This is a genomic window from Pseudomonas sp. GW821-FHT09E04 (assembly GCF_059416185.1).
This window is the reverse complement of sequence record NZ_JBWKOR010000008.1, coordinates 205,033-220,382: the sequence shown is the minus strand read 5'-3', so window position 1 is coordinate 220,382 and position 15,350 is coordinate 205,033. Positions and strand designations below refer to the sequence as shown.

11 protein-coding genes are annotated in these 15,350 nt (G+C 60.8%); 5 read left to right on the top strand and 6 right to left on the bottom strand.

What is annotated here, in order from left to right; all coding sequences use genetic code 11:
• Both AC07N4_RS26600 and AC07N4_RS26595 read left to right on the top strand, forming a co-directional pair.
• Nucleotides 1–3,645 carry a transporter substrate-binding domain-containing protein gene (locus tag AC07N4_RS26600; protein ID WP_493066396.1) on the top strand — a complete coding sequence of 1,215 codons (3,645 nt, stop codon included), beginning with the start codon at nt 1–3 and terminating at the stop codon, nt 3,643–3,645.
• 48 nt (nt 3,646–3,693) lie between these two features.
• Nucleotides 3,694–6,639 (top strand): HD domain-containing phosphohydrolase, encoded by a 2,946-nt coding sequence (locus tag AC07N4_RS26595; protein WP_493066395.1) that lies wholly within the window; start codon nt 3,694–3,696, stop codon nt 6,637–6,639.
• Here AC07N4_RS26595 and AC07N4_RS26590 read toward each other — a convergent pair whose 3' ends face one another.
• Nucleotides 6,640–7,122, bottom strand: coding sequence for a GAF domain-containing protein (locus AC07N4_RS26590; protein WP_493066394.1), 483 nt, complete (start codon nt 7,120–7,122; stop codon nt 6,640–6,642).
• The gene (locus AC07N4_RS26585) at nt 7,119–8,009 is read right to left on the bottom strand and encodes an ATP-binding protein (protein WP_096821083.1); all 891 of its coding nucleotides are present in this window, start codon (nt 8,007–8,009) and stop codon (nt 7,119–7,121) included. The genes AC07N4_RS26590 and AC07N4_RS26585 overlap by 4 nt, the downstream gene beginning before the upstream one ends.
• A gap of 166 nt (nt 8,010–8,175) precedes the next feature.
• On the opposite strand from AC07N4_RS26585, the gene AC07N4_RS26580 reads away from it, so the two are divergent.
• A complete protein-coding gene (locus AC07N4_RS26580) occupies nt 8,176–10,497 on the top strand; it encodes a hybrid sensor histidine kinase/response regulator (RefSeq protein WP_096821082.1) in 2,322 nt (773 codons plus the stop codon).
• On the opposite strand, the gene AC07N4_RS26575 is transcribed toward AC07N4_RS26580, so the two are convergent.
• From AC07N4_RS26575 to msrB, 3 genes are all read right to left on the bottom strand, one after another.
• The gene (locus AC07N4_RS26575; RefSeq protein ID WP_096821081.1) at nt 10,481–10,942 is read right to left on the bottom strand and encodes a MarR family winged helix-turn-helix transcriptional regulator; all 462 of its coding nucleotides are present in this window, start codon (nt 10,940–10,942) and stop codon (nt 10,481–10,483) included. The two genes, AC07N4_RS26580 and AC07N4_RS26575, sit on opposite strands and share 17 nt — an antisense overlap.
• Nucleotides 10,939–11,424 carry a glutathione peroxidase gene (locus AC07N4_RS26570; protein WP_085730592.1) on the bottom strand — a complete coding sequence of 162 codons (486 nt, stop codon included), beginning with the start codon at nt 11,422–11,424 and terminating at the stop codon, nt 10,939–10,941. The genes AC07N4_RS26575 and AC07N4_RS26570 overlap by 4 nt, the downstream gene beginning before the upstream one ends.
• Nucleotides 11,425–11,525: 101 nt before the next feature.
• Nucleotides 11,526–11,921, bottom strand: a complete 396-nt coding sequence (msrB, locus tag AC07N4_RS26565; protein ID WP_096821149.1) for a peptide-methionine (R)-S-oxide reductase MsrB — start codon at nt 11,919–11,921, stop codon at nt 11,526–11,528.
• Nucleotides 11,922–12,146: 225 nt separating this feature from the next.
• Here msrB and AC07N4_RS26560 point away from each other — a divergent pair, with 225 nt between their 5' ends.
• Entirely contained in the window at nt 12,147–13,358 is a 1,212-nt protein-coding gene (locus tag AC07N4_RS26560; protein ID WP_085710751.1) for a pyridoxal phosphate-dependent aminotransferase, read from the top strand.
• A gap of 304 nt (nt 13,359–13,662) precedes the next feature.
• Nucleotides 13,663–14,550 carry a protease HtpX gene (gene htpX / locus AC07N4_RS26555; protein ID WP_102620441.1) on the top strand — a complete coding sequence of 296 codons (888 nt, stop codon included), beginning with the start codon at nt 13,663–13,665 and terminating at the stop codon, nt 14,548–14,550.
• Nucleotides 14,551–14,601: 51 nt separating this feature from the next.
• Here the strand turns inward: htpX and AC07N4_RS26550 are convergent, their stop codons facing one another.
• A complete protein-coding gene (locus AC07N4_RS26550; protein WP_493066393.1) occupies nt 14,602–15,264 on the bottom strand; it encodes a thiopurine S-methyltransferase in 663 nt (220 codons plus the stop codon).
• Between the last annotated feature and the right edge of the window lie 86 nt (nt 15,265–15,350).

Sequence of the window (15,350 nt, the reverse complement as noted above, 5' to 3'; positions counted from 1 at the left end):
ATGCCCAGTCGCTTGAAAACCTGTCTGATTGTATTGAGTGCATGCCTTGGTTTAAGTGCTCATGCAACAGCCACGCCCGTCACTTCACAAGACCTGGCCCTGCTCAGTCGTTCGTCCGACAAGTTGCTGCCGGTCCTGCTTGAACATTCGCAACGGGACTGGCTGCACAATCGCAACGAGTTGATTCTGGGCACGTCCGCTCCCGACTATCCGCCTTTTGACATGACCGCCAGTGGCCGCGACTACGAAGGTTTCACGGCCGATTATGCCGGGCTCATTGGCCAGACAACCCGTCTTCCGGTCAAGGTCAAGCGCTTTGCCACACGGGACGCCGCGATACGGGCATTGATCGATGGCAGCATCGACATGCTCGGTACGTCCAACGGGCTGGAGGCGGAAAACGCCGACATCGTGCTGTCCAGCCCTTACGCCATCGATCAACCGGTACTGGTCACCCGCGTCGGTGAAACCCGCTCACTGACCGATGGCCTGGCCGGCCTGCGGCTGAGCATGCTGTATCACTATCTGCCGCTGGACGAGGTCAAGGCCCTGTACCCCAAGGCCCTCATCACGTCCTATCCGTCGTACCAGAACGCAATCAACGCGGTTGCTTTCGATCAGGCGGACGTGTTTCTCGGCGACACCATTTCCACCCACTACATGATCAGCAAGGGGTATCTGAACAATATCCGTATGGCCAATTTCGGCAAGCACGAGGCCCACGGTTTCAGCTTTGCCGTTCGCCGCGACAATCCTCAACTGCTGGGCATCATCGATAGCGTGCTCAAGGCCGTCCCGGGCAGCGAGCGGGAAAACATCGCCAAACGCTGGAGTGCCGGCAGCGATACCTTGCTGACCGATCAGAAACTGCAACTGACCCATCGCGAAGAACAATGGCTGAAAAAACACCCGGTGGTGAGCGTGGTCGTCAACGAGGCCTTTGCGCCCCTGAGCTTCTTTGATACCGATGGCAACTTTCGCGGCATCAGCGCCGACCTGCTCGAACTCATCCGCTTGCGCACCGGCCTGCGCTTCGAAGTCCGCCGCAGCCGCAGCGATGCCGAGATGATCAAGCAGATAGAAAACCATCAGGCCGACTTGATCGCCGCCCTGCTGCCAACCGCCCTGCGCGAGGAAACGCTCAAGTTCAGCCGCCCCTACCTTGAAAACTCCTACGTCCTGCTGACTCGGAAGGCTGCCGACAGTCCGACGCACCTGGGCCAGCTCAAGCGCAAGCGTCTGGCCATCGCCCAGGGCAACCCGATGATCGAGTACCTGCGCCGCGAGTTTCCTTACATCCAGTTGATCGAAACCCCGGACACCTTCAGTGCGGTGGCATTACTCGACGAAGGTCAGGTCGAGGGCGCGGTGAACTCGCTGGTGATCGCCAACTATTTCATCGCCTCACACATCTTCGAACAGCCCTTGCAGATCACCACCACCATCGGCACACGACAGGCAGCCTTTTCCCTGGCAACCGCCCGGGACAACACGGAACTGGGCTCGATCATCGACAAGACGCTGATGAGCATAACGCCCGAAGAACTGGGCATCATCAACGGTCGCTGGCGGGGCTACTCCAGCCTGTCGCAAGGCACCTGGCATCAGTATCGACGCTTGTTCTATCAGGTGATCGGGGGCGCCAGCCTGCTCTTGCTGCTGTCGATGCTCTGGAATGCCTACATGCGTCGCCAGATCAAACAGCGCCAATCGGCCGAACGCGCCTTGAACGATCAGCTGGAGTTCATGCGTTCGCTGGTCAATGGCACGCCCCACCCGATCTATGTGCGAGATCGACAGGGCCTGCTGCAAAGCTGCAACGACAGCTATCTCGAAGCCTTCAATGCCCGGCGCGAAGACGTCATCGGCAAGAGTGTGATGGAAGGTGCCCTGAACAATGCCTTCGAAGCCCGCGCCTATCAGGCCGACTATCAACGGGTGGTGACCGAGGGCAGGCCGCTGGTGCTCGACCGCCCGTTGCATATCGGCAACCGGCGCCTGACGATTTATCACTGGATCCTGCCTTACCGCGACTCCGGCGGCGATGTCCAGGGGATCATCGGCGGCTGGATCGACATCAGTGAACGTCACGAGCTGCTCGACGAACTTCGTACTGCCAAGGAACGGGCGGATGATGCCAACCGGGCCAAGAGCACTTTCCTGGCGACCATGAGCCACGAAATCCGCACGCCGATGAACGCGGTCATCGGCATGCTCGAACTGACACTCAAGCGCATGGACAAAGTGCATCCGGACCGCTCCAGCATCGAAACCGCCTACAGTTCGGCCAAGGATCTGCTGGGGCTGATCGGCGACATTCTGGATATCGCCCGGATCGAGTCCGGGCGCCTGAGCCTGAGCCCCGAGCGGGTCAACCTCATCGATACCATCGCCTCGGTGGTCCGGATCTTCGAAGGCCTGGCCCGGCAGAAACGGCTGACGCTGGTGGTGAACGTCTCCCCTCCCGAACTCAACGTCGACGTACATCTGGATCCCTTGCGCTTCAAACAGGTGCTGTCGAACCTGATAAGCAATGCCATCAAGTTCACCGAAAAAGGCCAGATCCGGATCACGCTGCACCTGCTGGCCAGCGATGTTCCTGATTGCTCGCAGGTACAACTGACGGTTCAGGACAGCGGCATCGGCATCTCTGCCGAGGATCAGCAACGGCTGTTCGAACCTTTCGCCCAGGCATGCCAAGGCAGGGATCGGGCAATCAGTGGCGCAGGGCTGGGACTGGTCATCAGCCGCAGCCTGTGCGAGATGATGGGAGGTCAGTTGCAATTGAGTAGCCAGCCCGGGATCGGTACACAGGTAAGTGTGTCGCTGCCGCTGGCTATCCTGCCCACGGAAGTGACAGGCCGAAAACACGAACCGCAGATCCAGACCGCCCTTGTCCCGCTGAACGTTCTGGTGGTCGACGATCATCCGGCCAATCGCCTGCTGATGTGTCAGCAACTCGAGTTCCTGGGGCACCACTTCAGCATCGCCGAAGAAGGCCAGAGCGCACTGGAACAATGGAAAAACGGTGCATTCGATCTGGTCATCGCCGATTGCAACATGCCCGTCATGAATGGCTATGAGCTGACCCGAGCGATCCGGCGCCACGAAAAACTCACGCAGCGCCCGACCTGCACCGTGCTGGGGTTCACCGCCAATGCCCAACCGGAAGAGGTGCTTCGCTGCAAGCAGGCCGGCATGAACGAGTGCCTGTTCAAACCACTGAGCCTGAGTGCCTTGAGCCAATGGGTCGACAGTGTCCGGCCAGCGCTCATTTCGCCTGCGTTCAATCTGCAAGGGTTGCACGCCCTGACAGGAGGAAACCCCGCTCAGACCCGCCGACTGCTGACCGAACTGCTCAACAGCAGTCGGCTTGACCGTCAGGATCTGCTGGCGTTGTCCCCGGGGCGGGATCACCAGGCTCTGGCCGAGATGGCGCACAAGATCAAAGGCGCCGCGCGCATTGCCCAGGCGTCACGCCTGATCGACAGTTGCGACGCTCTGGAACAGGCCTGCCTGCAAGCGTTGCCGGTGGACGAGATCAAACGCCGCTGCAAGGCGAGCAGCTTCGCCATCCTTGAACTGGAGAAGGCACTGGAGCAACAACTGACGCTGACCGACCAGAGCAGAATGACCGGGCCTTAACTATGCTTGGTCGCTGAGCAGTGTGTTTACCAACACGGAGAGTCCGCAATGCCCAGCCCACTGCGCCCGGATCAACGCCGGTTCCCTTTGCACGTGCACATCAGCGTCATGTTCACCTTTCTGCTGTTGCTCACCGGGGTCGTGCTGGGGCTGTTCAACTACCGGCAGACCACACAGATCATTCTGTCGAGCAGCGAAAAACTGTTCGAACGCATCGAACAGGATGTACGTGTCGACCTGCAATCGACCTACGCGCCAATCCGGCACCTGCTGAGCCTGCTCGCGGACAACCCCGGGACTCAGGCCTCAACGCTTGGACAACGCCTGACGCTGCTCAAGCCGTTCAGCCAGTCACTGGCGGACAACCCGGACCTGGCCTCGTTGTATCTGGGTTACGACAACGGTGATTTCTTCATGGTGCGCCCCTTGCGCACCGCGTCACTGAGAACCTTGCTGAAAGCTCCGGATGCAGCGGCGTATCAGGTCTGGAGCATCGAACATGACGCCGATGGCGGCGTCAGATCGCAATCGCTGTTTTTCGATCAGGCGTTGTCAGCGGTGGGTCGTCACGACAATCCGGACGATGCCTACGACCCGCGCAGCCGCACCTGGTACACCCGCGCGCAGCAACAGAACGAACAAATCACCACCGAACCCTATGTGTTTTTTTCCACCCATAATGTCGGCACCACCCTCGCCCGGCGCAGCAGCGTGCACGCGGTGATCGCTGCCGATCTGACCCTCGACGCACTGTCGGCGACCCTGACCAAACATGTGGTGACGCCGGCGACAGAAATCGTCCTCTTCGATGCCGAAGGCAACGCCGTGGCCTATCCCGACAGCAGCCGGCTGATCGTCGATGACCGCACCGCGCGCCTGGCCAAGGCGGCTGACCTGAGCCCGAGCCTGCATGCCCTGCTGTCGGCCGATCATCAGGGCAAACGCCTGAAAGCTGACGGACGACGCTGGATCGTCGCCCGCAGCAGCCTGCAGGAAGGCGGCCCGAAAGGTTTGCAGATGGCCTTGTTGGTGCCGGAGGACGAGTTACTGGTCGATGCCTATCGCATGCGCTGGCAAGGTGCGCTGATCACCCTTGCCACCCTGTTGCTGTGCCTGCCGCTGGGCTGGCTGATCTCGCGGATTCTGGTCAAGCCGCTGCATGCACTGGTCAAGGAAGCCGATGCCATCCGCAGCTTCGATTTCAACTTTCCCGTGACCCGCCGCTCACCAGTGCTGGAGGTCGACCAGTTGAGCCTGTCGATGGCGCGGATGAAGGACACCCTGGCCAGCTTCTTTCGCATCACCGACAGCCTGACCGCCGAAACCCGGTTCGCCCCGCTGCTGCAACGGGTGTTGTTCGAAACGGTGCAGATTGCCCAGGCCCAGGCCGGTCTGATCTACCTGCGTGAAAGTGATGGCAACCGCATGGAGCCTTACGGGCTGGTGGTCGACGGCACTTCCCGGCCGCTGGCAGCGTTCGATATTCAAGGCCACAACCTTGATACCGCGCAGGGTCCCGAATGGTTCGAGCAACTGGCGCATGCCGACAACGTGGTCAGCAACCTCGGCTTCGAACAGGCCGCCGACCTGCAAAAGGTTCTGCTGGCCATGGACACGCCGCGCGTCCACCTGATCGGGATCCGCCTGCACAACCAGCACAACGAAACAATCGGCCTGCTGGTGTTGCTGATCAATGACAGCGGCACCCCGGCCGACCTGGAGAAGCTGCGACCCGACCGCATCGCGTTCCTGCAAGCGGTGTCCGGTGCGGCGGCGGTGAGTATCGAGAGCCAACGTCTGCAAGCCCGGCAGAAACAACTGCTGGATGCGTTCATTCAACTGCTCGCCGGCGCCATCGATGCCAAGAGCCCTTACACCGGCGGGCATTGCCAACGCGTGCCGGAACTGACCCTGATGCTCGCCCACGCCGCCGCGGCCAGCGAGGCCCCCGCCTTCAGCGACTACCAGCCCAGTGAGGACGAATGGGAAGCCTTGCACATCGCCGCGTGGCTGCACGACTGCGGCAAAGTCACGACGCCGGAATACGTCGTCGACAAAGCCACCAAACTGGAAACCCTGAACGATCGCATCCATGAAGTCCGCACCCGGTTCGAAGTGCTCAAGCGCGATGCGTGGATCAGCTACTGGCAGGCCCTGGCGTCGGGTGGCGACGAACGACAACTGGCCAGCCTGCGCGACGCGATGCTGACAGCGCTGGATGATGACTTCAGTTTTGTCGCCCGCTGCAATCTGGGCAGTGAGGCCATGGCGGACGCCGACCTTCAGCGTCTTGAGGGCATTGCGCAGCGCACCTGGACACGTACGCTGGACGATCGCCTGGGCGTGTCCTGGGAGGAAAACCGGCGCCAGGCACGCACATCGGCGCCTACCCTTCCGGTCAGCGAAAGGTTACTGGCGGACAAGCCCGAGCATCTGCTCGAACGTGCCGACAGCGAACTGATTCCGGAAGACAACCCATGGGGGTTCAAACTCGACGTCCCGCGCTACAAATACAACCGTGGCGAGCTGTACAACCTGAGCATTCCTCGCGGCACGCTGACCCGAGAGGAGCGTTACATCATCAACCACCACATGGTGCAGACGATCCTGATGCTCAGTCATCTGCCCTTCCCCGGGCATCTGAACAACGTGGCGGAGATTGCCGGCGGCCATCACGAAAAAATGGACGGCACCGGGTACCCGAAACGTTTGAAACGCGAGGAGATGAGCCTGCCGGCACGGATGATGGCGATTGCCGACATCTTCGAAGCGCTGACCGCCGCCGACCGCCCGTACAAAAAGGCCAAGACCCTCAGCGAAGCGCTGGGAATCATGGCCACCATGTGCCGCGAGGCACATATCGATGCCGAGCTGTTCGGCCTGTTCATCCGCGAAGGCCTGTATCTGCAATACGCCAGCCGTTTCCTCGACCCGCAACAGATCGATGCTGTCGACCCTGCCGGCGTGCTGCGCAAGGCGGGGCTTGCGGCGTGATCAGCAGTCGGTCAGGCGCAGGAAGATCGCCGCCAGTCGTTCGATACCAGCCTGATCGTCTGCGCCGAAACGCGAAAGCTTCGGGCTGTCGAGGTCGAGTACGCCAATCAGGCGACCATCCTTGACCAACGGCACCACCAGTTCGCTGTTCGACGCGCTGTCACAGGCGATGTGGCCGGGGAATGCATGAACGTCTTCGACCCGTTGTGTCTGCAGTCTGGCCGCCGCCGCGCCACACACACCGCGACCGAACGGAATGCGTACGCAAGCGATCTGGCCCTGGAACGGGCCAAGCACCAGCTCCTCATTGCGATTGAGGTAGAAACCGGCCCAGTTCAGGTCATCGAGCTGGTTGAACAGGAACGCCGAAAACTGCGCGGCGTTGGCGATGAAATCGCGCTCGTCCGCCAGCAGCGACTCCAATTGCGCGGCCAACATGCCATAGCCTTCGAGGCCCTGGCCGCTCTGTTGCAAATCAATCATGCCTTGTGCTCCAGCAATTTCAGTCCCACCCAGTAACGGGCGAATTGGTACGCGCAACGTCCGTTGCGGTTGCCACGGCCGGTCGCCCAGCGCACGGCGAGAATGTCCAGTTGTTCGTCGCGCTGCCAGCTCAGGCCGGCCTTGGCGGCCAACTGGCCGATCCAATGTTCGACGACGTTGAGGAAATGTTCCTGGGTGAACGGATAGAACGACAGCCACAGGCCAAAGCGGTCCGACAGAGCGATCTTGTCTTCCACCGCTTCGCTCGGGTGCAGTTCGCCATCGACGCGCTTCCAGTTTTCGTTGTCGCTTTCCTTTTCCGGCACCAGATGGCGACGGTTGGAGGTGGCGTACAGCAACACGTTGTCCGGCGCCTGCTCCAGCGAGCCATCCAGCACGCTTTTCAGCACACGGTAATCACCTTCGCCGGACTCGAACGACAGGTCATCGCAAAACAGCACGAAACGTTGCGGCAGTTTGCCGATCTGCTCCACCACCCGTGGCAGGTCGGCCAGGTGATCGCGTTCGATCTCGATCAGGCGCAGACCGGCCTTGGCGTGCTCGGCCAGCAGCGCCCGTACCAGCGAGGATTTACCGGTACCGCGCGAACCCCAGAGCAACGCATGGTTGGCCGGCATGCCGTCGAGGAACTGCTGGGTATTTCGGCCCAGTTGCTCCAGTTGCCGATCGACACCGATCAAGTCCGAAAGACGCATGTCGAGGCTGACTTCCAGCGGCAGCAGATAGCCGCTGCGACCGTCACGCTGCCAGCGTGCGGCCAGGCAAGTGCCCCAGTCGATGACCGGGCGTGGTGCCGGCAGCAGCGGTTCGATCCGCGCCAGAACCGACTCGGCGCGCTCAAGAAAAGCATTCAATCGGGAATCCACGTCTTCTCCTCGGGCTGGTTCACAGTAATGATGGCGATACAGCGACGACCGATAGCGTTCGACACCCGCCCCGGCCCTTGTTACAAGGCGATTCGGGAACCACGGTATCCATACATGATCGACTATGCTTGAGCAGCGAAGGGAAACGGAAGTGGTTCAACACCCCATGGATATCAAATTCACCCACCGGCTGTCATACAAACAGGCCCGGCTTACCGTGCTGGTCGGGTTCATTCTGGGCACGCTGCTCAGCCTGCTGCAAATCGGCATCGATTATGCCAGTGAAGACGCGTCCATCAACCGTGAAATCCTGTCTTTGCTGGAAATCAGCCATAACCCGGCCTCGCGTATCGCCTATAACATCGATGCCGAGCTGGCCCAGGAACTCACGCTGGGCCTGCTGCGCTCGCCGGCCATCATTTCCGCACAACTGACCGACAACAATCAGACGGTTCTGGCCAGCGTGAAGCGCCCGGAGCTGCAAAGCGGCTATCGGTTGATCAGCGACTTTCTGTTCGGCGCCAAACGCGAGTTCGAAGATCGGCTCTATCTCGACCATTTGCCCAACGAATCCCTCGGCACCCTGAGCCTGGAAGTCGACACCTATGCCTTCGGCAGCCGCTTCCTGCGTCGGGCCGAAGTCACGCTGCTCAACGGTTTTGCCCGCAGCCTGATCCTGACCGGCATCCTGCTGGCACTGTTCTACGTGATGCTGACCAAGCCGCTGGTGCGGGTGATCCGTGAACTCAGCGGGCGCGATCCGCGCAGTGCCGAACCGACCACGCTTGAATGTCCGAGTGGACACGCCAACGATGAGATCGGCGTGCTGGTGAAGGTCGCCAACCAGCAGTTCGAGAACATCGCCACGGAAATCCAGCAACGGCGCACCGCGGAAAACCGTCTCACCGACTACCTCGCTCAACTCGAAGACATCGTGTCGGCACGCACCGCCGAACTCAAAGCGATCAACGCCCGCCTCAGCCAGTCCAACGAGGAACTGGAGGTCGCCCGCAGCACCGCACTGGACATGGCAGAGGCCCGCTCGGCGTTCCTTGCCAACATGAGCCACGAGATCCGCACCCCGCTCAACGGCCTGCTGGGCATGATCGCGCTGTCCCTCGACGGCCCGCTCAATGGCGAACAGCAGCAACAACTGTCCATTGCCCACGACTCGGGCAAAGTGCTGGTGGAGTTGCTCAACGATATTCTCGACCTGTCGAAATTCGATGCCGGGCAACTGGAACTCGAACACATCCCGTTCGACCTCGGCTCGTTGATCGAAGACACCGCCAACCTGCTGTCGCAGAACGCGGCGCCAAGCGTGGAGCTGACGTGTCTGATCGATCCGCACTTTCCGGCGCTGGTGCTCGGCGACCCGACCCGGGTCAGGCAGATCGTCAGTAATCTGCTGTCCAACGCCCTGAAGTTCACCCGTTTTGGTCGGGTCGATGTGCGTTTGTCGACTTGGAAGGATGGCGTGCGCATCGAGGTCTGCGATACCGGCATCGGTATCGCCCAGGAAGCCCAGGTGAAGATTTTCCAGCCCTTCACCCAGGCCGGGGCCGGTATCACCCGCCAGTACGGCGGCACCGGGCTGGGCCTGGCCTTGACCTACAACCTTTGCGAGGCCATGCAGGGGCGCCTGACGATCAGTTCCGAAGTCGGTTTCGGCAGTCAGTTCTGTGCCGAACTGCCGTTGCCCTGCCACACCCGCGCAGTCATCCCGGCCCCGCTGCATGGCAGCGTGCTCGCCATCACCACGGCGGCCAGCGGCCTGTCAGAGCTGCTCGGCAGTCTGTTGCCGGTCTGGGGTCTGTCGTACGAACAGCGCACGATTGAAGCGTCACTCCTCGGCCCGTCACCGGACATCATCATCACCGATTGCCCCGAATGCCTGTTTGGCCTGCGCCCGACCATGACCGCACCGATTCTGCTGGTGACCGCTTACGGCAGTTTCATGCCGGGCGAAGAAGCTGCGGCCCTTGCCCCGCTACAGCAGCAGGCTCGTCCCCTGGCACGCAACGCGCTGTATCAGAATCTGCGCAGAACCCTGCAACCGGACATCACCACCATCGACCGTGCGCGTCTTGAAAGCGTGCCATCTCAGCGTCGCGGGCGGGTGTTGCTGGTGGAGGACAACCCGGTCAACCAACTGGTGGCCAAGGGAATGCTCGGCAAACTCGGCTGCGAGGTGGTGGTGGCGGCCCATGGCGCAGAAGCGCTGGATCAACTGGAACACCATGAGTTCGATCTGGTGCTGATGGACTGCAACATGCCGGTGATGGACGGTTACGAAGCAAGCCGGCAGATCCGTCAGAGCGGTCGCTGGCCACACTTGCCGATCGTGGCGTTGACGGCCAACGCCATGTCCGAGGAACGGGAGCGCTGCCGGGCGGCAGGCATGAGTGACTACCTGGCCAAACCGTTCCGTCGCGAAGAACTGGCAGCGCTGCTGGATCAGTGGATACCGACTACGACAGCGCTTTGATTTGCCCCAGCAGATGATCAAGCCCGGTACGCAGTTCGTTGAGACGATCCAGGTCCACGCCACTGTCGCACAGCAAGCGGTCCTTCAAAGGCCCGACCTGCTCGCGCAGCGCCTGGCCCTGAGGCGTGAGGCTCAGGTGAACCTCACGCTCGTCCCGCGCCGAACGTTGACGCTGCACCAGTTGCAGTTGCTCCAGGCGCTTGAGCAGCGGCGTCAGCGTCCCGGAATCCAGCGCCAGACGCTCGCCCAGTGCCTTGACGGTCGGTTGTTCCGGCGCCGCGCCCTGCCATTCCCACAACACCAGCATCGCCAGGTATTGCGGGTAGGTCAGACCGAGCTGATCGAGCATCGGCTTGTAGGCACGAATCACGGCCCGGGACGCGGCGTACAGCTTGAAGCACAACTGACTGTCGAGCTTCAGCGCATCGGCTGACAGATCGTTCATTTGAGCAGGGCTTCGATCTCGCGGCTCAGGTCCTGCGGCTTGGTGGCCGGGGCGAAGCGCTTGACCAACTGGCCGTCCTTGCCGATCAGGAATTTGGTGAAGTTCCACTTGATGCCCTGGGAACCCAGTACACCTGGCGCACGCTTCTTCAACTGCACGAACAGCGGATGCGCACCGTTGCCGTTGACTTCGATCTTCTTGAACAGCGGGAAGCTGACGCCGTAATTGAGCTCGCAGAACTCGCTGATCGCACCCTCGTTGCCGGGTTCCTGCTTGCCGAACTGGTTGCACGGAAAGCCCAGCACCACCAGCCCCTGATCCTTGTAGGTCTGCCACAGCTCCTCAAGGCCCTTGTATTGCGGGGTGAAGCCGCACTTGCTGGCAGTGTTGACCACCAGCACCGCTTTGCCGGCGAAATCGGCCAGGGTCTTTTGCTCACCCTTGATGGTGGTGCACGGGATGGTCAGCAGGTTATCGCTCATGGTGCGCACTCTGGAAAGTTGAGAAGCTGTAAAAATAGCGAGCAATTGAATTGTGTGCAATTTAATTATCCGAATGGCGATCCAGGGATCGCCCGCATCGGTTATTCGCGCGGCACCAGGTCCAGGCACACCGAGTTGATGCAGTAACGCAGACCGGTCGGCGGCGGGCCATCGGGGAACACGTGACCCAGATGCGCATCGCATCGGGCGCATTTCACTTCGGTGCGGATCATGCCGTGGCTGGTGTCACGGATTTCAGTCATGGCGCTCTCGCCGATCGGCGCGTAGAAGCTCGGCCAGCCGCAACCGGAGTCGAATTTGGTCTTGGAATCGAACAACGGCTCATTGCAGCAGATGCAGTGATAGACACCGTCGGTCTTGGTGGCGTTGTATTTGCCCGAGAACGGTCGCTCGGTGGCACTGAGACGACACACGTTGTATTGCTCCGGGTCGAGCATCGCGCGCCATTCTTCCAGGGTCTTTTCTATCTTTTCCATCATCACACCTCAGCGGCTGAAAAAGCCCGATCTGTACCTTTTCCACGGATCGGGCGGCACGTATGATTGCGCCTCGTCACACGCCAGTCTGGCAGCGGGATCCTGCGCATTCAAACGGATTGTTGGAAACCGCCGCTCAAGACGCTTGCCTGTGTGAAGACGCAGGATTCCCAGCACGGTTGTCCATTCGCCGCCTGGATCGTTCATTTTCGGGATCACATCGCCATGCAGTTCAGCAAATCGAACAAGCTCGCCAACGTCTGCTACGACATTCGCGGCCCAGTGCTCAAGCACGCCAAACGCCTGGAAGAGGAAGGCCATCGCATCCTCAAGCTGAACATCGGCAACCCGGCGCCCTTTGGTTTCGAAGCGCCGGACGAAATTCTCCAGGATGTGATCCGCAACCTGCCGACCGCCCAGGGCTACAGCGACTCCAAAGGCCTGTTCAGCGCGCGCAAGGCCGTGATGCAGTACTACCAGCAGAAACAGGTCGAAGGTGTCGGCATCGAAGACATCTACCTGGGCAACGGCGTATCCGAGTTGATCGTGATGTCGTTGCAGGCCCTGCTCAACAACGGCGACGAAGTGCTGGTGCCGGCGCCGGACTATCCGCTGTGGACCGCTGCCGTAAGCCTGGCCGGTGGTAACGCGGTGCACTACCTGTGCGACGAAGGCGCCGACTGGTTCCCGGACCTGGCCGACATGAAGGCCAAGATCACCCCGAACACCAAGGCCATGGTGATCATCAACCCGAACAACCCGACCGGCGCGGTGTATTCGAAGGAAGTGTTGCTGGGCATGCTGGAACTGGCTCGCCAGCACAACCTGGTGGTGTTCTCCGACGAAATCTACGACAAGATTCTTTACGACGACGCCGTGCACATCTGCACCGCTTCGCTGGCGCCGGACCTGCTGTGCCTGACCTTCAACGGTCTGTCGAAGTCGTATCGCGTGGCGGGTTTCCGTTCCGGCTGGATCGCCATTTCCGGGCCGAAACACAACGCCCACAGCTACATCGAAGGCATCGACATGCTGGCCAACATGCGCCTGTGTGCCAACGTGCCGAGCCAGCACGCGATCCAGACCGCCCTCGGCGGCTATCAGAGCATCAACGACCTGGTCTTGCCGCAAGGTCGCCTGTTGGAACAGCGCAACCGCACCTGGGAATTGCTCAACGACATTCCCGGCGTGAGCTGCGTGAAGCCGATGGGCGCCCTGTATGCCTTCCCGAAGATCGACCCGAAGATCTGCCCGATCCACAACGACGAGAAATTCGTCCTCGACCTGCTGCTGTCCGAGAAGCTGCTGGTGGTTCAGGGCACGGCCTTCAACTGGCCGTGGCCGGATCACTTCCGTGTCGTGACCCTGCCGCGTGTCGATGACCTGGACATGGCCATCGGGCGCATCGGCAACTTCCTCAAGTCCTACCGCCAGTAACCGGCGATCCGTGCGCAACGAGCCTTTCGTTGCGCACTGTCTGATTCAGCAACACTTCTGCCCCGCCCCCTTCCGTACGCCTTCTACACTGTCGATTCGTACCGATCACATGCGCCTGATGCAATGCCGGTGGGTGGCGCGCGGCTGTCATCCTTGTCGTCTTCAGGGGTGGGAATTGTCCCGCACACCGGAGAATCCGATGTAGGACACAGTTTGAAATAGTCACTCGGTTGAATCGCCCGGTGCCGCACCTTATATACCCCGCAGTACGCTACATCTTTAGCTTGAGGAGATTTCTACAACCATGATGCGCATCCTGCTGTTTTTGGCCACTAACCTGGCGGTCGTGCTGATAGCCAGCATCACCCTGAGCCTGTTCGGCTTCAACGGGTTCATGGCGGCCAACGGGGTTGACCTCAACCTCAGTCAGCTGCTGGTCTTCTGTGCCGTCTTTGGTTTCGCCGGTTCGCTGTTCTCGCTGTTCATCTCCAAGTGGATGGCGAAGATGAGCACGAGCACCCAGATCATCACCCAGCCGCGCACCCGCCACGAGCAATGGCTGATGCAAACCGTCGAGCAACTGTCCCGCGAAGCCGGGATCAAGATGCCCGAAGTCGGGATTTTCCCGGCCTACGAAGCGAACGCCTTCGCCACCGGCTGGAACAAGAACGACGCGCTGGTCGCGGTCAGCCAGGGCTTGCTGGAGCGTTTCTCTCCGGATGAAGTGAAAGCCGTTCTGGCCCACGAGATCGGCCACGTGGCCAACGGTGACATGGTCACCCTGGCACTGGTCCAGGGCGTGGTGAACACCTTCGTGATGTTCTTCGCGCGGATCATCGGCAACTTCGTTGACAAGGTGATCTTCAAGAACGAGGAAGGCCAGGGCATCGCGTATTACATCGCGACCATCTTTGCCGAACTGGTTCTGGGCATCCTGGCCAGCGCGATCGTGATGTGGTTCTCGCGCAAACGGGAGTTCCGTGCCGACGAAGCCGGCGCCCGTCTGGCCGGTACCAGCGCGATGATCGGCGCCCTGCAACGCCTGCGCGCCGAGCAGGGACTGCCAGTGCACATGCCTGACACCCTGAATGCCTTCGGCATCAACGGTGGCATCAAACAAGGGTTCGCCCGCATGTTCATGAGCCACCCGCCGCTGGAAGAGCGTATCGACGCCCTGCGTCGTCGCGGCTGATCAGCCCGGCTAAAAAAAGGCCCGCAGTGATGCGGGCCTTTTTTGTGCCTGTTACTGGCCAGTCAGCCGGTACACCCGCTCTTCCAGGCGCGTCACTCCCGCCTGCAGGAACTTCCCGCTTTCGCTCAACACGTCCTGTTCTTCCAGCGCCTGCACCTGCACCTGCCAGCCGCCACCGAACAGACGCTGCACCTCGGCATCTTCCACCGCAAACGGCGGCCCGGGCATTTGCGCCTGATCATAATCCAGCGTGATCAGCAAACCGCGTACGCCTGCCGGCAAGATATTCTGCAAGTGCGTCGCGTAGCGCTCACGCATCGGTGGCGGCAAGGCGATCAGCGCCGCGCGGTCATACAGTGCCGTGCAATCGGCCACATCGCTCGCGGACAAGGCGAAGAAATCCCCGCACCACAACTCGATCGCCCCGGCCCGATAAACCTTGAAGCCGCCCTCTTCGCTGATCTGCGGCTGCAATTGCTGTTCACGGAAGAAGTCTTCGACAGCCCTCTGCGACAGCTCGACGCCGAGAACCCGATGCCCACGACCGGCCAGCCACAACAGATCCAGGCTTTTCCCGCACAACGGCACCAGCACACGCGCCTGCGCCGGGATGGCCAGATCGGGCCAATGCCGTTGCAAATACGGGTTCACCTCGGGTTGGTGAAAGCCGATCTGGTTCGATTCCCACTTCTTGTGCCAAAACTCCGGCTGCATGCTTCCTCCTAAGAATTCGATCAAAAAGCGTTAAAACTTATATTGGAATTAGATCAATGAACTGACTGAAGATGAACCATCTTAAC

Bases quoted from the DNA above. Each gene is read 5' to 3' on its own strand.
- AC07N4_RS26575 (WP_096821081.1), bottom strand. From the start codon at position 10,942: ATGAACGATCTGTCAGCCGATGCGCTGAAGCTCGACAGTCAGTTGTGC.
- AC07N4_RS26595 (WP_493066395.1), top strand. From the start codon at position 3,694: ATGCCCAGCCCACTGCGCCCGGATCAACGCCGGTTCCCTTTGCACGTG.
- AC07N4_RS26560 (WP_085710751.1), top strand. From the start codon at position 12,147: ATGCAGTTCAGCAAATCGAACAAGCTCGCCAACGTCTGCTACGACATT.
- AC07N4_RS26600 (WP_493066396.1), top strand. From the start codon at position 1: ATGCCCAGTCGCTTGAAAACCTGTCTGATTGTATTGAGTGCATGCCTT.
- AC07N4_RS26550 (WP_493066393.1), bottom strand. From the start codon at position 15,264: ATGCAGCCGGAGTTTTGGCACAAGAAGTGGGAATCGAACCAGATCGGC.
- AC07N4_RS26580 (WP_096821082.1), top strand. From the start codon at position 8,176: ATGGATATCAAATTCACCCACCGGCTGTCATACAAACAGGCCCGGCTT.
- msrB (WP_096821149.1), bottom strand. From the start codon at position 11,921: ATGGAAAAGATAGAAAAGACCCTGGAAGAATGGCGCGCGATGCTCGAC.
- AC07N4_RS26570 (WP_085730592.1), bottom strand. From the start codon at position 11,424: ATGAGCGATAACCTGCTGACCATCCCGTGCACCACCATCAAGGGTGAG.
- AC07N4_RS26590 (WP_493066394.1), bottom strand. From the start codon at position 7,122: ATGATTGATTTGCAACAGAGCGGCCAGGGCCTCGAAGGCTATGGCATG.
- htpX (WP_102620441.1), top strand. From the start codon at position 13,663: ATGATGCGCATCCTGCTGTTTTTGGCCACTAACCTGGCGGTCGTGCTG.